The sequence below is a fragment of the Pantoea sp. EABMAA-21 genome (genome assembly GCF_030053335.1).
Classification (GTDB): Bacteria; Pseudomonadota; Gammaproteobacteria; order Enterobacterales; family Enterobacteriaceae; genus Pantoea; species Pantoea communis.
Genome location: NZ_JASGBX010000025.1, coordinates 16,064 through 34,025 on the forward strand (window position 1 = coordinate 16,064; position 17,962 = coordinate 34,025).

A 17,962-nucleotide genomic window follows, 5' to 3' on the forward strand; every position below is an offset into this window, starting at 1 on the left:
GATTACGCCTCCAGAGCCTGTTTAACGATGGCATCAGCGGCTTTAAAGGCGAGCGCCACCATCGTCAAGGTGCTGTTACCGCAGGCGGTACTTGCCATCGCCCCGCCGCCCGGCAGGAACAGATTGCGGTGATCGTGAGCGCGACACTCATTATCCACTACCGAATTAGCCGGGTCGTTACCCATGATGGTGCCACCCATGATGTGCTTGCTCTGGTTGAATTGTTTCGAGAACTTCTTATCGATCGCGCCCATCGCTTCGGCAATCTTGTCAGCGATCGGTTTGGAGTAGTTCAGGTACGAACGGCGAACATAGTCGCCCACATCGTAGTGAATGGCCGGTTTCGGCAGACCAAGCCAATCCTTTTTATCGCTCAGCGTCAGGCGGTTATTGGCATCAGGCAGGATCTCATGCGCCAGCACGATATCGGCGGTGCAGGCGGTCATGCGGCGGATTTCTTCATCCAGTGCTTTACCCACCAGCCCTTTCTCCAGTGCGCCAAAAGTGACGAAGCGGTTGCGCGCAAAGTTGTTGAAGCGGAAGTAAGCACCCGCATGCTCAGAACGGAAATCGCCTTGCGAGGTTTCCATAATGCCGCTATTCACCACTGGTCCTACGCCCGCCCAATAAGGTTCATCCAGCGTTAAGGTCATGGTGATTTGTGGATGGTCCATCATGTTGCGGCCGACTTGATCGGAGCTGTTAGCAATGCCGTTTGGATTACGCGAGTCAGCTGACATCAGCAGCAGTTTCGGCGTCTCCAGTCCGTTACAGGCGATGATGAACAACTTGCCGCTGACGCGATGGGTTTGCTTGTGCTGATCGTAGTAGTGCACCGCTTCGATTTTGTTGCCGGCATTGGTTTCAATACGCCACACCACCGCGTTATCAAGGATGGTGGCACCTTTGGCTTCGAGGCGGGAAAGTGCCGTCGCACCATCATACTTCGCGCCCACCGGACAAACCGGCACACAGTTGTTATTGGCGCAGCATGCCGGGCGATCGTCATAGGACATGCCGCTGTTACGGGCCTGCGCGGTAGGGATGTTATGCAACCCCAGCTTCTCGCGCACCACTTCGGTAAAGCGTGCTTCCCCCGGTCCAAACGGCAGCGCGGGCATCGGATAAGGTTTCGAACGCAGTGGCGGCCATTGCAGTGCCGGATCGTCCGGTCCACAAATGCCGAGTTTATATTCAGCACGGGCGTAATAAGGTTCCAGCGTCTCATAATCAAACGCCCAGTCACGGCCAACGCCGTAGCGAGAATGCAATTGCATATCCGCAGGCGTTAAGCGCCAACATGTTCCTGCCCAGTGCCAGGTCGATCCGCCCGCATATCGCACATAGCTTTGCGCATAAGAGTCTTCGCCGCTTAATTGCAGATACCCTTTGCCCGCCCCTGCCGGTTCCGGATGCGGAGCCCAATCGCGGGACGGGTAGCACTCAATCGGGTTGCCTTTGGCCGCCAGGGGTAGATTGCGATAATTTTCAACGATTTCGGCACGCGAAACGCGCGGGCCGGCTTCCAGCATCAATACCGGAATGCCGGCATCAAGCAGTTGCTCAGCGATCACCACACCGACCACGCCGGTGCCAACGATCACCACGGGTGACTGAGAAGGAGCTGCCATATTTTATCTTCTTTTATTGGTCAGAATTTCGGTACGGGAAGAACCGGTGTGTTGGTGCGCTGCCAGTTATTTGGCCCACTGATGCCGTAAGACGGAATCGTGATGGTGTCCATCGTGGTGTTCCAGGTCAGCGCCTTTTCATAAGCGAACGCTTTTGCCGAACGTTTCGGTTCGAGGCAGCCGGTGTACCAGCCAAAGATGATTTTGTGCGCCAGTTGCTGCAAAGCACCTTCCGGAATCGCCGGGAAGAAATCCTCAACGATCTGCGCCTTATTAGCTTTGGCAATTGCCAGCAGATGATTGAGATTTGTCATGAGTTCCGGCTGTTCGAGTTCCAACAGCGCCAACATGCGCTGCCCGACCGTATCATCCAGTTTGTGATTGACCAGAAAACGAGATATCTGCATGAAAGGAATGAAATTTTTCGACGAGTCTGCAAACGCCAAACGCGGAATCGTCGTGGTGATCAGGCCGCCAGCCACGATCACAGCGCCGGACAGTAACACTCTCCGACGTGACAACTGGACCTCGCCGAGTGGCAGGTCTTGCGATGTACTCATGGTGTATCCCTGGTTAGTGACACGCTCAAAATCCCCCGCAAAACGGAGGAAAAAATATCTAATTGATTGATATAACGTAAAACACCCGCCGATTAACAATCACGCAACGCAACGTTAATCAGATACCTTAGAAACGCACGGGTTTTTAATATAATAAATAGATCCTAAACAAAATCCATACGTAATGATGTTTTCGAATCAAAAATGAGTGGGATTGGGCAGGAAAAATGGTGATGTAATCATTCTGAGTGATGTAAGTCGCAGTAAATCTCTAACAAAATGCGATTGAGACCGGATTGGAGTGTAAGAGCGAACTTAAAATACCGCCATCTCTATGAGACAGCGGCCTTAATTTGATACAAACCTACTGACTCAGCGTTGCGTTCAGCGCATCAATGGAAGTCTGCAGACCAGCCTCCACGCTCATGGTAAGGTCTTCCATCTCCAGCGAGACGTCGCCGTTGTAACCGGTCATGCGCAATACAGAAAAGAACTCTTTCCACCACTTCAGATCCTGACCGCAACCGACAGCAACGTAGTTCCAGGTCCGGGTTTTCGTGTTCGTCACCGGTTGATACTCCATCAAGCCGTCAACGTCGGCCAAACCACGCTCAATACGCGCGTCCTTGCCGTGGACGTGGAACACTGCCCCTTCCAGCTTACGTGCAGCAGCAATCGGGTCCGCACCCATCGCAATCAGGTGCGAAGGATCGAGGTTCATGCCGATCATGTCATCCACCTCGTGACGCAGGCGCAGCAATGTCGAGGGGTTGTACACCAATTGGCATGGGAACTCTTCAATCGCGATTTGTTCTACGCCATGCTGTTTAGCGTGCTGGACAAATTTCTTCCACCACGGAATGGCCACCTCATTCCACTGATAATCGATTACACCCGGCATATAATCTGGCCATGAGATGGTAGAGGTAATCCAGTTCGGCACGCGATCTTCTGGCCCCCCACCTGGCAGGCCACTCATCATCACGATCTTTTTCACGCCCAACTTGCCTGCCAACTCAACCGCGCGATAGCTACTTTTCGTGTGTGTCTCACCCAATTCACCCGGTGCCAACGGGTTCCCTGAGCAGTTTAACGCCACGATGCGCATTTCTCGTTCAGCCAGCTCTTGCTTGAACTTCTCCAGTTTTTCTGGCGAGGCCAGAAGTTCCTCTGTTTTCACGTGCGGACAGGGTGACCATCCACCTGCCGTCATTTCAACGCCCTCAATACCGTAGCTTTTAACTTTATCCAGCATCGCCGCGAAAGGTAAATCCGCCAGAACGTCAGTACATAATGCAAGCTTCATTGTTTAATCCTTCATCTGGTGCGTAAATCACGCTTTCTCAAATTGTTCGATAAATTCTTGTTTGGTTTTTGCATTGGCTAATAACGTGGTTTTCACTTCATCGCCGAGCAAATTGGCAATATCAGCTAACAGTGGAATATGTTCATTTTCAGTTGCCGCAACAGCAACGACGACAAACACCACCTTTCCAGCGCCCCAACTCACACCATTTGGAAATTGAAAAACCTGATACCCGGTTTTAATCACCTGGTCGAGGTTCTCTTTCGCACAATGAGGGAAAGCAATACCCGCCCCAATATAGGTAGAAACGCTTTTTTCACGCGCTAACATGCCATTGATAAAGCCAGGTTTTACATAACCGGACTGCTCTAACGCCTTTGCCGCTATCTCAATGGCTTGGTTTTTATTCGCTGCCCAACATTGCAAATGCAGCGCATCTTCCGTCAGTTTCAACATCGTCATTCCTCACTTTTCGCGAGAAGTTAGGTTATTAGCGATAAAGCGCGGGCTGCTCTGGAATCACCACGTCATGTTTCTCGCCATCTTTCAGCGAAGCCAGACTGGCATCACAGACCAGCGCGACGACGTAGCCATCCCAGGAGGAAGGGCCGCTCATTTCGCGACCATCACGCACGCTGTCAACAAAATGCTGAACTTCGCAATCGTAAGCCGTTGCAAAACGTTCCATGCAAGATTGCGCAATGTGTTGTGCATTGCCGTTCAGTGAGCGGGTACTGATGAACTGTTGCTCCGTCAAGGCGGCAATGGCATTTTCACCAATCACTTCACAGCGGATGTCGTAGCCGTAGTGGCAGTTCACAAACAGTTCATCGTCAATACGAACACCGGATTCGGTTTCGAAGATCACAATCAGCGGATCCTGCAAGTGCGGCAATGCGCGGCGGGTTTTCTTACGCGGCTTGTCTACACGCACAGACGTGATATTTTCGTTCAGCAAATAGCGAATGATGTCGATTTCGTGAGTGGCGGAGTCGTTAACCGCCATCTCGAGCGTGTAGCTCTCTGGCACTGACGGGTTGCGGTGAGCACAGTGAATCAACATGATGTCGCCCAACGCGCCCCCCTCAATCGACTGCTTCAGCGCCTGATAACCCGGGTCAAAACGGCGCATAAAGCCCAATTGTAAAAGGCGCTTACCCGCTTTGACCTCTGCATCAATAATTTCTTTCGATTCATCAGCCGTTGGTGTCAGCGGTTTTTCGCAGAATACGGGCTTGCCCGCATTAAAGGCCGCCAAAATTTGCGCTTTGTGTACCGGACCAATAGAGCAGATAAAGACTGCATCGACCAATTCGGAATTGATCATCTCTTCTGCATCATAAAACGCGGTGGCACCAAATTCGTTCGCCACGGCAGCGGCTGTTGTGTGGTTAATATCGCAAACAGCAGTGACTTGCGCGCCGGAAATAACATGGTGGAAACGTTTCAGATGGTCCCGGCCGATCATGCCCAGACCAATTAAGCCGATTTTGACTGTCATTTATTCATCCTCAGGTTAAAAACGAAATTTCTTTTCAATCTGTTCCAGAGTCAGGCCACGCGTTTCTGGTAAATATTTCACTAGCAGAATAAGCATGATGACGTTGGTCGCGCCGAAGAAACCGAAAGTCATGCCGCCACCGTAATGGCTAAGCAAATAAGGGAAGATAGATTGGATCATAAAGTCGAAGATCCACAGGCCAAATACCGCAAAGCCCATGCCGACACCACGCATTCTTAATGGATAGATTTCCGCTAACATCAGCCAGAATACTGGCGCAATCCAACCCTGCATAAACACCAGGAATACCAACATCAAGCCAAGAATGACATAAGGTGCGTTGGCGAAATTGGCATGCAGCGTATCCACTCCGTTGACGGTTTCAGTGTGGAAGAAGAATTTAAACGCCAGGCCAATCAACACCAGGCTAACGGTTACCCCAGCCTGACCGGTGAAAAACATTTTTCGGCGTGAATGCTTGCCAATCAACGCCATGCCCAGCAGCGTCGCCAATACGGAGATAATGCCGTTTGCCACCGCGCCGGTAACCGCTGCCGCATCACCGAGCCCAGTTGCTTTCAGGACGGTTGGCGCGTAGTACATGATGGTGTTGACTCCAGTCACTCGAGTGGCCAGCACAATCATTAAACCAATCAAAACCAGTTGAATCACCCAGCGATTTTTTAGCTCAGCGAACAGATTAAACTTCACCTGATCAGCCTTAACGATCTGCTGAATCTCTTTCACTTCGCGGTCGACTTCCTCCGGAAGGCGCAATGTTTTCAGCACCTTCACGGCCTTATCCGTTTCGCCACGGCGAATAAAGAAGCGTGGCGATTCAGGCATCATTAACATCCCGAACCACAAAAGCGCACCCGGCAGTGCGGGAATCGCCAGCATAATGCGCCAGTTGTGCTGCATCTCTGGATACAGGTTTACAATCGCAGCGTTAACGGAATACGCCAGGAATTGCCCGGTCACGATCATTAATTCGTTGACCGTCACCAATCGTTCACGCTGATCTGCCCGCGCTAATTCGGAAATATAAATAGGTACTGTAACGGAGGCACAGCCCACCGCTAAGCCCAGAATAAATCGGGCCACAATCATTGAGGGCACATCCCAGGCGAATGCAGTGCCTAAAGCGCCAAACATAAAGATAGCTGCAACCCATAGCAGGTTTTTACGCCTCCCCTGTTTATCCGATAAATATCCGCCAAATAACGATCCAAGTGCCGCACCGAATAACAGGAATGAGGTAATAAAACCTTCCTGCGCAGGTGTCAGATTCAGGTCATACTTCATGAATATCAGCGCACCGGAAATAACACCGGTATCGTAACCAAAGCATAAACCACCAATCGTCGAAACAATGGTGATTAACCGCATGCGCTGAGGATTTTGCAGGTTCGTTTTATTATACATAGCTGTTCCATCTGGTTGTAAGGTAAAACCGTTGCAAGCCGTATTTTTGGTCAGTCGTCGCTGAGGAATTTTACGCAGCCTGAATCAGAACATTTATTTAATGCACAACATCATTATTGTTATTTTTCTGGCAACGCTGAACACGCTGTCAGTCCCCTTTTCGTTACAACAACGTTATATCAAAGTGAATTCCAAACACCAGTTGCTCTCGCCCACACGATTTAACAGCGTGCGAAAGATCATATATTCCTCACAAAAATCACAAAAACCAGTGATTAAAGTCACATTGCAAATATTATGCATTGACATAGCAAGAATGAAGACAAATAAAAAAAGCCATTTTTTCACATGTTTGTTAAAATATTTCTTCGCGACTATGGCACGCATTCAATGGCACTTATCGCCTGTGGTTTCGACAATTTTGTATTTCCACCTGTTCGAATACAGCAATATTGATGATATTTTCATTTTAGCCCTCAACTTATCCCTATTGATTGCAAGTTCATGCCGCTCAACACAACATCATGCTTTCCTGGTATTTAATGCGCGGGTGTATTTTGATCAAAACAAAAGTGTGACGACGATCAAATTTATATTTTAGCCAATGTTTAAAAAACAAAAATCAACACCTGGCACTCTCCTAAAATCATCAACGCCTTACCTGTCAATGGATTAAATATCAGTAATAAGCAAAAATGATGATTACGAGGCTGAAAACTAATGCAAGAATAGCGCTATACCAACAGGAGCTACCATGATTACCTTTTGCATCAATGAACATCCCTCCGCCCGTGGCTTCGACAACAGTTTGCGTCCGCGCCTGGCGTTTATGTGCAAAGCAGAAGGTAAAGAAGAGGCCATTCCTCGCGTCATGCACAAGCATGATGACCGCTTTGAAGTGATGTTCATACGCTCAGGCAGTGGCATCTACAACATCGATGGCCGAGGCTATGACGTCAAGCAAGGCGATATCATGTTGTTTAACGCGAATGTACTTCATGACGAAAGCCCTGATGCGTCAGACGATTTATTGATCTTCAGTTGCGGCGTTGAGCAACTTAAGGTTGATGGCTTGCCTCTCAATGTTCTCACCACGCGCGCCCAACCTGCCGTGATGCCCAGCGGTGAGTTTTATGATGAAATTTGCCAGTTGTTTGATCAGATGTGGGCACACGTTAACAGCAAACGGCTCTTTAGTGCCGAAATCGGCGATAACTTACTGAGCGTGCTGCTATTACTGTGCCGCAATATCTGGATTGAAAACAAACAAGAGCAGGAGAGCAATAACACCCTACTGGGACAACGCATCAAAGATTACATTGATAATCACTATAAAGAAGATATCGCACTGAGTTCGATCACCGCTGCATTGAATATGAATCAATTTTATCTGGCGCACGTATTCAAAGATTATTCAGGGTATTCACCCAAACAATATCAGACGCGTCGCCGAATTGGCGAGGCGCAAAATTTGCTATTGAGCACCAATCTGGGTGTCACTGAGGTGGCTAACGCCGTGGGTTACGATAACGTCAATAACTTCCATCGCATCTTTCATAATCTTGTCGGCATTCCACCTGCACGCTATAAAAAATTCTGGCTGACCGGGCAACTCAATCGTTAATTTTTCGTTCTTCCAAAAGCAAAATGCCCTCTTTCGAGGGCATCTTTTCATAGCGCAATCTTATTTCAGTGTAATACGCGCAATACCATCGGTGCCTTTAGTTGAAGAGTCTTTATTGAATTCGGCCTTCAAGGTCACATACAGGGTATTGTTATCCGGTCCAATCAGCAGGCTGTTGGGATTCTGTTCGAATGACCAACTGTTCTTCACTGCGTAAGTGGTGGCATCCAACTGCAGTACTTTCTTCGATTCGCGCTGGCTGATGAAGATCTCATTGCGCTTCGCATCGAATTTAATACCCAGAGAATCACCCTCGATACGCTTGATCACTTTACCGGTGCGCTCGTCAAAGACCAATGTGGCTTTGCCTTTAGAATCGTCAGTCACAAACAGGCGGCCAGTGGATGGATCTTCTGCCATGTTCAGGAACAGATACTCTTTACCGTCACCTGCAGTCCAGCGCTTCTCGATTTTGTGAGTGCGTGGATTGATCACCAGGATTTCCCCAGAACCGTTGGCCGCATAAATGCGCTCAGTCACCGGTGAATAAATAATGCCCGTTACCCATTTGCCGGCGTTTTTGATCTCGGTCTTCAGCTTGAAGGTCTTGGTATCCACCACGGAGATGTAACCTGGATCGGCCACTCGACCGACATACAACTCATTGCCATGCCACAGCACTTCACGCGCACCCGCTGGGTAGCCTTCTTTGCTGATTTTGCCCGGGAACACTAAACGCTGCAGCACTTTACCGCTTTGCGCGTCCACTTTGGAAATAGCGCCATCCAGTGAGTTGGTGGTGTAGAACACGCTGCCCTGCTCATCGATCGCCGTACCAAAGTTTTTCAGATCGGTGTGTGTCTCACCCTTGGTCTCAAGCGTCGCAGGATCGAGACGATAGATCATACCGCCGTTGACATCTTTGAATGCCTGCGCGCTGGCGACAAACAGGGCTTTGGACGCCGGGGAGTAGGCCATTTCATACAGACCATCGCCCAGGTCGCGTTTCATCACTGCGGTATCAACCGGTTTTACGGTTTCAGCGGCTGGCGCTTCGGCTTTTTTGGCTGGTGCCTGGCAAGCTGTCAAGCTAAAGGCTGCGGCGATCGCCATGGCGACAGTGGCTTTACGCGGGCTAAACAACGATTTCATGCTGAACTCCATCAATGGATCAACGGCTCCGACCACATTAAGGTGGGCGGAAAATATAAGAAGAATGAGAATCATACGCATTAACTTAGCGTAAGCAAATATTCACGTAGATTTATGTGCTAATTCCACCCGGCTAACTCAATTCGCCGCCTGATTTGACGCTACCTGATATTAAAAAAGTGCCAAATCTTGCCAAATAAAAGTGAAAACACCAGCAACTAACGGGTTATAAATCCCTCCAGATGACTGAATTACTTCGTGTTTACACATTATTACACTTCAAATTGAATCCTTGCGAGATTCTATAAAGCAAATGATTATCATTGGCGTTCGTAATCAGATCGAACCTTCGTTTACTCTGCCCTTTTGGTGGGGGTAGATGAGCACCAGCATAACAACTGAAGCGTAATGGCTTCATATAACAATCATTTATCACGGAAACTATTATGTCTTCGAACGGCAGGGAATCAGGCATCCGCAAAACGTTTAGCGTTTCATTGTTGGCGATGGCAGTACACGCCCTTCTCAACCCCACTTTGGCGCAGGCTGCCGATACGACTCAGCAGGATCTGGTGGTCAATGCCACCAGCAGTGACAGCAGTGGTGATACTGAGAAACAGGATTATGCGGTGAAAACCACGCGCGCCGGCACTAAACTGCTACTCACTCCGCGCGATGTCCCGCAATCAGTGAGTGTGGTGACGCAGCAGCGTATGCAGGATCAGCAGTTGCAAACCGTCACCGACGTGCTGAACAACACCACTGGTATCACCAGCAATTTGGTGGATTCTGAACGTTCAGAATACTATTCGCGCGGTTTCAAGATCACCAACTTCACCTTTGACGGCATCCCCACCTCGGTCGGTGATAGCTGGAACTATGGTGATGCAGCCTCGGACACGGCCATTTACGATCGTATTGAAGTGGTGCGCGGTGCCACCGGTTTGATGACTGGTGCTGGCAGTCCCTCTGCTTCGGTGAATATGGTGCGCAAGCACGCCGACAGCAAAGAGTTTACGGGTTCGGTGGACGCTAGCTATGGCAGTTGGGATAAACAGCGTTACGTCGCTGACATCGCTGGGCCATTGAACAGTGACGGCTCATTGCGTGGGCGCGTGGTGACGGGTTATCAGGATCAGGACAGTTGGTTAGATCGCTATCATAAAAACAAGAAGTTCCTTTATGGCGTGGTCGATGCGGATATCACCGCTAATACTACCCTTTCATTAGGTTATGACTACGAAAAGGCCGATACGCGCGATCCTACCTGGGGTGGCTTACCGGATTTCTATAGCAACGGTTCTCTTACGCACTACAACCGCAGCCTGAACTCCGCCGCCGATTGGACTTACTATCACACTGAAATACAGAAGGTTTACGCCGATCTGGTGCATAACTTCGATAACGGCTGGAGCTTCCATGTGAATGGTACCCATGCCAAAAATACCTTTAGCGATAAGTTGCTTAACCTGTATAGCGCATTCCCTGACGAGAGTACCGGCGAAGGCGTAACCGGCTACGGCAGCCTGGACCGTGGTAAACGTGAACTGACCTCCGTTGATGGTTACGCCAGCGGCCCGTTTGAGTTATTTGGCCGTCAGCACCAGTTGATGGCTGGCTTGAGTTACAGCCGCCAGCACAACCAGACTTACAGCCAGGATGGCGTCACTGATCTGGATGAATATGATATTACCGCCGCTGATATGGGGCCATTTAACAACAACTGGAACGGCAATCTTGCTGAGCCGCAGTGGCAAGGTTGGTATCTGAATGCCAATGACGTCATTCGCCAGAAGTCTGCTTACACCGCCGCACGTATTTCATTGGCCGATCCGCTATCACTGATTATTGGTGCTCGCTACACCGAATGGAGCACCAACGGCAGCAGCGGCGATATGACCCAGCACAACACCACGCCGTATGCCGGTCTGGTGTATGACATCAACGATACCTGGTCTGCGTACGCCAGCTATACGTCGATTTTCCAGCCTCAAACCTATCGCAATAGCTCAGGCCACTACCTTTCTCCGGTTACCGGAAAAAGCTACGAAACGGGGTTAAAATCGGCCTGGTATGACGGTCGTTTGACCGCAACCTTTGCGGTATTCCGCATTCAGCAAGAAAATGTCGGGACAGCAGAGGATGGCGTCTACGTTAATAACAGCAGCGAACAGGCCTACACCGCCACTAAGGGCGCACGCAGCAAAGGCGCCGAGTTTGAACTAAACGGTGCGCTTACCGATAACCTGCAATTAACCTTCGGCGCAACGCGCTATGTAGCGCGTGATTCGGATGGTCGTTATAACCCTGATCAACCGCAAACCCAGTTCAAGCTGTTTACCCGATACAACGTACCGATGTTGCCTGACCTGACCATCGGTGGCGGTATTAACTGGCAGAACCGCGTATTTGAAGATGTGAGCGCGCCAGACGGCAGCACCCAGCGCGTGTATCAGGGAAGCTATCCACTGGCAAACCTGTTTGCCCGTTATCAGGTCACCAAACAGGTTGCGGTGCAAGCTAACGTCGATAACTTATTCGACCGTGAGTACTACACCTATATGAACAACTATGTTTACGGTGAGCCGCGCAACTTCTCGGTTAGCGTGTCATATCAATTCTGATAAAAAAATCCCCGGCGCCAGGCCGGGGATACTTTCTGCATCACACTTTATTTTTATAATTAAAGCTGATCTGCGAATTCTGTTCACGTGGCAGACGCCGCGCCTCCAGATATACCGATTTCCAATACGGATTATTCAGTGAGGAGCGCATCACGCCCTGGCTAACCGAAGCGTGGAGGAATTGATGGTCGGTGTCATAAAAGCCAACATGTAACTCGTGTTTGATACGAAAGAACACTAAATCACCGGGTTGCAGGTGCGCCTTATCAACCGGCTGCCCCATGGCAATTAATTCGCGCGTTGTGACACGATCCATTGGAATATTGAAACGATCTTTTAAGGTTCGCCAGACAAAACCGGAGCAATCCACACCGTTTAATTGCGTGCCGCCCCACTGATATTTGGTACCTTCCCATGAGTGCATCTGGTCGTGTAATGCCGCGATCACGGGAATCAAATCGGGTTGCTTACCACCATCGGTTGAAGCATCGACACTCTCTTCCGCAGGTGCATGAGAAGTTTTGGAAGAGCAACCTGCCAGGATAATAACAAACAGACAGGCGATAAATTTTCTGGCCGCAGAGTTGATCATGGGATGACGTTTTCGCTGAGGGAGACAGTGGTTAGAGATTTATACCGCAAAAAAGTTGCAAAAATAAATAGCTCGCCGCTGAATTCTTTTAATCCTCTTCTTTTTTACTTAAGTTTACGCAAAGGTAACATCATGTATTTGGGATAAAAATTAACTATTCTTTCGCCAATTTTCGCTTTGGAGGTTATTAATTCGCCCAACTCTGCTGCTATTTCATCCCACCATCAGCATCTGTCTGCCGATGGTGGCAAGCGGGCATCATTTTATTGTTTGGATTGACTGCGTAACGGCGACTCTGGCAGGAATAATGACAGAATAAAGGCCAGCGCCATCACCACCGCCGCCATCTGGAATGCCGCATGTACCGCTGCGCTAAATACCTGCAAATACGCTTGTTGCACATCATACGGCAAATGGTGCACTACATTCGGGTCCAGCGTGGCGGGCAATACATCGCCCTTTTCCACCAATTCAGTCAAACCTGATTTCAACACGTGACTAAACATCGCGCCAAACAGCGCCACCCCGATTGAACCGCCCACCGAACGGAACAACGTGACAGAGGATGTGGCGACGCCAATACGGTCGGGTGTCACACTGTTCTGAACGGCCAGGACTAACACCTGCATCACCATCCCCATGCCCATTCCGAGCACGCAGGCGTAGAGATAAATCTGCCACAGCGAGGATTGCAGCGTCAGCGTCGTCATGAGTGCCATCCCAACCGTCGCCAGCAAGGTTCCGCCAATCGGAAAAAGACGATACCGACCAGTACGACTGATAATGCGTCCGCTGATAATCGATGTCACCAGCAGCCCACCCATCAGCGGCAGCAACTGCAACCCAGCTTCGGTCGGGGTTGAGCCTTTCACCACCTGCAAATAGAGCGGAAGGAAAGTGACGCTGCCGAACAGCGACATCCCGACAATAAAAGCCATCAAACTGGAGAGCGAAAAACTGCGATTACGGAACAGCCCAAGCGGAATAATCGGTTCCCATGCACGACGTTCTTCGTAGATAAAGCCAATCACCCCGACCAGACCAAACGCCAGGATGCACCACAACTGCGGATCGCTCCATGCCCGCAACGTACCGCCTTCACTGGTAAACAGGGTGATACCCACTAGCGCAAGACTCAGGCAAACAGCACCGGGGTAATCAATCTCATGCGGTTTACGTTTGTTATCGGCTTTAAACACCGCATTAATAATCAGCAGCGCAAACAACCCTAACGGTAAATTGATATAGAAAATCCAGCGCCACGAGGCGTGCTGGACGATGAAGCCCCCCAGTAATGGCCCCACCACGGTCGCCAGACCGAAAACGCCGCCAAAGAGTCCCTGGTATTTACCGCGTTCTGCTGGTGGAATAATATCCGCGACGGCCGCCATACTGACCACCATCAGTCCGCCACCGCCGAGACCTTGCAGTGCGCGGGTAAAGATCAATTGCTCCATATTTTGCGCCAGGCCACACAGTGCCGAGCCGATGAGAAACAAGATGACCGAGATTTGTAGCACCGTTTTACGGCCAAACAGATCGCCGAACTTGCCGTAAAGCGGGACAACAATTGTCGAGGCCAACATGTAGGCCGTGACGATCCACGACAGCCGATCAAGCCCGCCCAATTCACCCACAATGGTTGGCAGTGCTGTCGAGACGATGGTCTGGTCAAGGGCGGAAAGCAGCATGACCAGCATCAATGCGCCCATCAGCAAGCGGACGGAAGGAAGACGCTCTTCTCCACTGCCTGAGTGCGGCACAAGTGTTTTAGGTTTCATATCAGACACCAATTGAAATTAATTAAATACACAATTAATATTTATCGAAGTCTGACATGAAACAAGTGAGCGCGTAAAGATGACCGCACGAAAAGTCCCAGCTGATGATAAGACAACTCCTGCCAAACCCCGCCGTCCTGGACGTCCTCGGGGCGGAGCCATCACTGCACAACAGCGCGAGCACCTGTTGGACATTACGCTTGCGATTTATGCCGAAAGCGGCATCGCTGAAACCTCGCTGAATGCGATTGCACGTAAAGCTGGCGTGAGTCCGGCGATGCTCAACTACTATTTTCAGTCGCGCGAATCGTTGTTAGATGTGGTGGTTGAGGAGCGCTTTTTACCGCTACGCCAGCGTCTTGAAGCTCACTTCAACAATGACGAAAGTGACCCTGTCACTACTTTTAGTGGATTTATTCGTGAAATCGCTGACATAGTACTGAACAATGACTGGTTTGCCCCACTGTGGATGCAAGAAGTCACCAGCGGTTCTCACGGCTTAGGTCAGCACATTAAAGAACGATATGGTCATGCGGGACGCGACAAAGTCAGGGCTTTGATTGTGCGCTGGCAACAGCAGGGATTATTAAATGCGGCGCTAAATCCCGATTTGTTGATGACCTCCATCCTGAGCCTGATTCTCGTGCCGTTCACACGCTTCGCCAATGAGCCGGAGTTTGATACGGAGCTGATTGTACAGCACACACTTAGCCTGTTCTGCCAGGGTATCCGCCCGCTAAGCTAACCCGTTTTCTGCCTCGCATCTACACTGTTGAAATGACATTCAGCGGGCAGGAAAAACATGATGATTTTAGATGCCGATACCAATATACAGCTTGAGCGTACCCTGCAAGTACCCGCCGATGTGATTTGGCGCTGCTGGACCAGACCAGAACATCTCCAACACTTTTTTGTGCCTAAGCCTCATAAGTTAGTCAGTTGAGATATCGATCTGCATCCTGGTGGTCGGTTCAACACGATTTTTGAGGTGGAGGGGAATGAAATGCGCAACGAAGGGGTGTTTCTGGAGCTGATACCGGGTCGTAAACTCGTCTTTACCGATACCTATACAGAAGGATGGAAACCTGCTGAGCATCCTTTCATGACCGCAATATTGCTACTGGAACCGCTCAATCCGCACGCGACTCGTTACGTTGCCATTGCCAGGCATCGCAACGCTGAAGCACGCGCCGAACATGAAAAAATGGGCTTTCATAGCGGCTAGGGCATGGTTGCCGACCAGCTTGAAGCTTATGCCCAGATGCTTTAAGGGCACCTGCGGTATTCTTGATAATGAGCCTACTTAAAGGCTCATGGGCAATGAAGCTTTACTTAAATTCCTTGAGCCAGGATTAACCTACTACTTCAATAAAAACATGTAGACCTTTGTGGCCTACAAGATCAACCTGCTCGACGATAACAACAAACTCGGTCTGCCGAATGATGACCAGGTAGCATTGGGTCTGGTGTATCAGTTCTAATATATAGAAAGGCCAGCAATGCTGGCCTTTTTCGACTACTCGCAGTCAAGTTTGCAGCGGGTGAATTACTCGATCACTAACTGGACCTTTTTGCCCATCGCCGCAACCATACCCACTAACGAATCAATGGTAAATTTTTCTGTTTTTAGATTAACCACATCTGAAACTCGGGGTCTGGAAACGTGCAGGATCTTTGCCGCTTCAATCTGCTTATGGCCACTTGCCGTCATCCATTCAGAAATTTCAGTCATTAGCTGCTTCTTTAATTCGTCGGCTCGGTTAATTTCTTCACGAGATTGTGTCAGAAGGGAGTCCGCTTCAGCCGGTTCGAATCCGAGATCAGCAAAAATATTGCTGCCCGCTTTGGTGATATGCCGCGACTGGGTATCGATTTTATCGGTCATGTTAGTTTTCTCCGTTCTTCGATAACTGCTTTATAACGCTCGATGATTATATTCACATCTTTGGGGCTGGTTTGTTGTGTTTTCTTTTGGAAGGCGTGTATGACATAAATGGCTTCAACAAATTTTGCCACATAAACGACGCGATATTCGCCATCATTGCCTTTTATTTTGACCTCAATAACACCTGCTCCCCAGCGATTCACAGCCTTGTAGTGAGTGGGATTATGCCCATTTTGAATTTTGTGAAGTTCAAATCCAACGTCCTTTTTCACCTCATTGGGGAACATTTTGATGTCCTCCAGCGTTGTACCACGCCAGTCTAAATCCTTTTCATCCATTTCTGTGCGCTCCACACCACTCCATTTGTGTATAAAATATTATACATACCTAAGTGTACGGAACAAACTTCACACAATAAAAAACCCCGCATTTGCGAGGCTTCTCTCAAACTAATGTGTTTACGGATACAACCCGCGATCCATCCTTGCCAGCAGAATTCGCTCGCAGGCAACGGCGTAAGCTGCCGTACGCAGCGTCACGTTCAGCGCATCCGCTTTATGCCACACTGTTTCAATCGCGTGCTGCATAATGCTGTCCAGCCGTTGATTGATCTCCTCTTCGCTCCAGAAGAAGCTGGAGAAATCCTGCACCCATTCGAAGTAACTCACCGTCACGCCGCCCGCATTCGCAATCACATCTGGCACCACAGCAATGCCGCGTTGCTGCAAGATATCATCCGCTTCCGGTAGCGTTGGGCCATTTGCCCCCTCAATAATCAGGCTGCACTTCAGTTGGTTGGCACGTTCAGCAGTAATCTGCCCTTCCAGCGCAGCAGGAACCAGAATGTCGTAAGGCTGCGTCCAAAAATGTTCATCCGCTATGGTGTCAGCACCCGGGAAGCCCGCGATACTACCGTGAGCCTGCTGCCACGTCTGTAACGCCGGGATATCCACTCCGCTGGACAAATACAATGTGGCTTTGTGATCCTGCACCGCCACCACTTTTGCCCCAATCGCATGGAACAGTTCGGCGCTGACGCTGCCAACGTTACCAAAACCCTGCACCGCCACGCGGCTATCTGGCACATCAATGCCCAGCTTAGTCGCAGCGCTGCAACCGGTGACGAAAACCCCGCGCCCGGTGGCTTTGACGCGCCCCAGTGACCCGCCCAGATGCACCGGTTTGCCGGTCACTACGCCGGTGGTAGTGGCGCCAACGTTCATCGACCAGGTATCCATCATCCACGCCATTACCTGCGCGTTGGTTCCAACATCAGGGGCGGGAATATCCTGTTGGGGACCAATCATATTGCCGATCTCGCTGGTATAGCGCCGGGTTAAACGCTCCAGCTCTTTCTGGGATAAGGTAGCCGGATCGACACGCACGCCGCCTTTTGCTCCGCCAAACGGCAAATTTAGTGCGGCGCACTTCACCGTCATCCATGCAGAGAGCGCCATCACTTCCTGCAACGTCACATCAGGATGGAAACGCACCCCACCCTTATCCGGCCCACGCGACAAATTGTGCTGCACGCGATAACCCTCAAAATGACGCACTGAGCCATCATCCATTTCCAGAGGGATATCAACGATTAATGCCCGCTTCGGATGCGTCAACGTATCGGCCCAGCGGCTAAGATCGCCCAGCAGTGGCAACACGCGTTCAACCTGCGTCAAATACGTTGACCAGGCTGAGTGACAGTCGCCTGTCACATAGGAAAGTTCAGACAAACTGACCTCCAGATTTTACTGTCAGGATAGAAAATGCCGCCAACGGCAGAATGGCGGCGAGAGGATTGGTTTAGTCGTGCAGGCCGAGTTTTTTCTCCAGATAGTGGATGTTGGTGCCACCCTGCTGGAAATGTTCGTCGGACATGATTTT

General features: G+C 50.1%; 15 protein-coding genes and 2 pseudogenes. 5 read left to right on the top strand and 12 right to left on the bottom strand.

The window, feature by feature from the left end; genetic code table 11:
- Positions 1–2: 2 nt before the first annotated feature.
- The 6 genes from QMZ65_RS23990 to QMZ65_RS24015 form a co-directional block, all read right to left on the bottom strand.
- Positions 3–1,631 carry a GMC family oxidoreductase gene (locus QMZ65_RS23990; RefSeq protein WP_283216870.1) on the bottom strand — a complete coding sequence of 543 codons (1,629 nt, stop codon included), beginning with the start codon at positions 1,629–1,631 and terminating at the stop codon, positions 3–5.
- Positions 1,632–1,651: 20 nt separating this feature from the next.
- Complete coding sequence (locus QMZ65_RS23995) at positions 1,652–2,191, bottom strand: sugar dehydrogenase complex small subunit (RefSeq protein ID WP_283216871.1); 540 nt, start codon at positions 2,189–2,191, stop codon at positions 1,652–1,654.
- Between the two features lie 364 nt (positions 2,192–2,555).
- Positions 2,556–3,497, bottom strand: coding sequence for a sugar phosphate isomerase/epimerase family protein (locus tag QMZ65_RS24000; RefSeq protein WP_034829909.1), 942 nt, complete (start codon positions 3,495–3,497; stop codon positions 2,556–2,558).
- A 27-nt stretch (positions 3,498–3,524) separates the two neighbouring features.
- Entirely contained in the window at positions 3,525–3,953 is a 429-nt protein-coding gene (locus QMZ65_RS24005; protein ID WP_283216872.1) for a PTS mannitol transporter subunit IIA, read from the bottom strand.
- A 34-nt stretch (positions 3,954–3,987) separates the two neighbouring features.
- Positions 3,988–4,998 (bottom strand): Gfo/Idh/MocA family protein, encoded by a 1,011-nt coding sequence (locus QMZ65_RS24010; RefSeq protein ID WP_283216873.1) that lies wholly within the window; start codon positions 4,996–4,998, stop codon positions 3,988–3,990.
- Positions 4,999–5,013: 15 nt separating this feature from the next.
- Positions 5,014–6,423: a sugar porter family MFS transporter gene (locus QMZ65_RS24015; protein WP_045816579.1), complete on the bottom strand. Its 1,410-nt coding sequence runs from the start codon at positions 6,421–6,423 to the stop codon at positions 5,014–5,016.
- A gap of 754 nt (positions 6,424–7,177) precedes the next feature.
- Here QMZ65_RS24015 and QMZ65_RS24020 point away from each other — a divergent pair.
- Positions 7,178–8,047 (top strand): AraC family transcriptional regulator, encoded by an 870-nt coding sequence (locus QMZ65_RS24020; protein ID WP_097119035.1) that lies wholly within the window; start codon positions 7,178–7,180, stop codon positions 8,045–8,047.
- 60 nt (positions 8,048–8,107) lie between these two features.
- On the opposite strand, the gene QMZ65_RS24025 is transcribed toward QMZ65_RS24020, so the two are convergent.
- Positions 8,108–9,199 carry a YncE family protein gene (locus QMZ65_RS24025; protein ID WP_283216874.1) on the bottom strand — a complete coding sequence of 364 codons (1,092 nt, stop codon included), beginning with the start codon at positions 9,197–9,199 and terminating at the stop codon, positions 8,108–8,110.
- 446 nt (positions 9,200–9,645) lie between these two features.
- On the opposite strand from QMZ65_RS24025, the gene fhuE reads away from it, so the two are divergent.
- Positions 9,646–11,823 carry a ferric-rhodotorulic acid/ferric-coprogen receptor FhuE gene (gene fhuE, locus QMZ65_RS24030; protein ID WP_283216875.1) on the top strand — a complete coding sequence of 726 codons (2,178 nt, stop codon included), beginning with the start codon at positions 9,646–9,648 and terminating at the stop codon, positions 11,821–11,823.
- A gap of 40 nt (positions 11,824–11,863) precedes the next feature.
- Here fhuE and QMZ65_RS24035 read toward each other — a convergent pair whose 3' ends face one another.
- Together QMZ65_RS24035 and QMZ65_RS24040 are read right to left on the bottom strand one after the other, a co-directional pair.
- Positions 11,864–12,415, bottom strand: a complete 552-nt coding sequence (locus QMZ65_RS24035; protein ID WP_283216876.1) for a C40 family peptidase — start codon at positions 12,413–12,415, stop codon at positions 11,864–11,866.
- 263 nt (positions 12,416–12,678) lie between these two features.
- On the bottom strand, positions 12,679–14,196 hold the full coding sequence (locus QMZ65_RS24040) for an MDR family MFS transporter (RefSeq protein ID WP_283216877.1): 1,518 nt from the start codon (positions 14,194–14,196) through the stop codon (positions 12,679–12,681).
- 79 nt (positions 14,197–14,275) lie between these two features.
- On the opposite strand from QMZ65_RS24040, the gene QMZ65_RS24045 reads away from it, so the two are divergent.
- The 3 genes and pseudogenes from QMZ65_RS24045 to QMZ65_RS24055 all read left to right on the top strand — a co-directional run.
- Positions 14,276–14,941, top strand: coding sequence for a TetR/AcrR family transcriptional regulator (locus QMZ65_RS24045; protein ID WP_097119032.1), 666 nt, complete (start codon positions 14,276–14,278; stop codon positions 14,939–14,941).
- A gap of 60 nt (positions 14,942–15,001) precedes the next feature.
- Positions 15,002–15,421 (top strand): annotated as a pseudogene (locus tag QMZ65_RS24050) (SRPBCC domain-containing protein).
- Between the two features lie 124 nt (positions 15,422–15,545).
- A pseudogene (locus QMZ65_RS24055) lies at positions 15,546–15,677 on the top strand (porin); the annotation flags it as partial.
- A 65-nt stretch (positions 15,678–15,742) separates the two neighbouring features.
- Here the strand turns inward: QMZ65_RS24055 and QMZ65_RS24060 are convergent.
- The 3 genes from QMZ65_RS24060 to QMZ65_RS24070 form a co-directional block, all read right to left on the bottom strand.
- Complete coding sequence (locus QMZ65_RS24060) at positions 15,743–16,081, bottom strand: helix-turn-helix domain-containing protein (RefSeq protein WP_034829921.1); 339 nt, start codon at positions 16,079–16,081, stop codon at positions 15,743–15,745.
- Positions 16,078–16,419 carry a type II toxin-antitoxin system RelE/ParE family toxin gene (locus QMZ65_RS24065; RefSeq protein WP_097119030.1) on the bottom strand — a complete coding sequence of 114 codons (342 nt, stop codon included), beginning with the start codon at positions 16,417–16,419 and terminating at the stop codon, positions 16,078–16,080. The genes QMZ65_RS24060 and QMZ65_RS24065 overlap by 4 nt, the downstream gene beginning before the upstream one ends.
- A 120-nt stretch (positions 16,420–16,539) precedes the next feature.
- The gene (locus QMZ65_RS24070; protein WP_283216878.1) at positions 16,540–17,811 is read right to left on the bottom strand and encodes a Glu/Leu/Phe/Val family dehydrogenase; all 1,272 of its coding nucleotides are present in this window, start codon (positions 17,809–17,811) and stop codon (positions 16,540–16,542) included.
- Positions 17,812–17,962: the final 151 nt, after the last annotated feature.

Bases quoted from the DNA above. Each gene is read 5' to 3' on its own strand.
- QMZ65_RS23990 (WP_283216870.1), bottom strand. From the start codon at position 1,631: ATGGCAGCTCCTTCTCAGTCACCCGTGGTGATCGTTGGCACCGGCGTG.
- QMZ65_RS23995 (WP_283216871.1), bottom strand. From the start codon at position 2,191: ATGAGTACATCGCAAGACCTGCCACTCGGCGAGGTCCAGTTGTCACGT.
- QMZ65_RS24000 (WP_034829909.1), bottom strand. From the start codon at position 3,497: ATGAAGCTTGCATTATGTACTGACGTTCTGGCGGATTTACCTTTCGCG.
- QMZ65_RS24005 (WP_283216872.1), bottom strand. From the start codon at position 3,953: ATGTTGAAACTGACGGAAGATGCGCTGCATTTGCAATGTTGGGCAGCG.
- QMZ65_RS24010 (WP_283216873.1), bottom strand. From the start codon at position 4,998: ATGACAGTCAAAATCGGCTTAATTGGTCTGGGCATGATCGGCCGGGAC.
- QMZ65_RS24015 (WP_045816579.1), bottom strand. From the start codon at position 6,423: ATGTATAATAAAACGAACCTGCAAAATCCTCAGCGCATGCGGTTAATC.
- QMZ65_RS24020 (WP_097119035.1), top strand. From the start codon at position 7,178: ATGATTACCTTTTGCATCAATGAACATCCCTCCGCCCGTGGCTTCGAC.
- QMZ65_RS24025 (WP_283216874.1), bottom strand. From the start codon at position 9,199: ATGAAATCGTTGTTTAGCCCGCGTAAAGCCACTGTCGCCATGGCGATC.
- fhuE (WP_283216875.1), top strand. From the start codon at position 9,646: ATGTCTTCGAACGGCAGGGAATCAGGCATCCGCAAAACGTTTAGCGTT.
- QMZ65_RS24035 (WP_283216876.1), bottom strand. From the start codon at position 12,415: ATGATCAACTCTGCGGCCAGAAAATTTATCGCCTGTCTGTTTGTTATT.
- QMZ65_RS24040 (WP_283216877.1), bottom strand. From the start codon at position 14,196: ATGAAACCTAAAACACTTGTGCCGCACTCAGGCAGTGGAGAAGAGCGT.
- QMZ65_RS24045 (WP_097119032.1), top strand. From the start codon at position 14,276: ATGACCGCACGAAAAGTCCCAGCTGATGATAAGACAACTCCTGCCAAA.
- QMZ65_RS24060 (WP_034829921.1), bottom strand. From the start codon at position 16,081: ATGACCGATAAAATCGATACCCAGTCGCGGCATATCACCAAAGCGGGC.
- QMZ65_RS24065 (WP_097119030.1), bottom strand. From the start codon at position 16,419: ATGGATGAAAAGGATTTAGACTGGCGTGGTACAACGCTGGAGGACATC.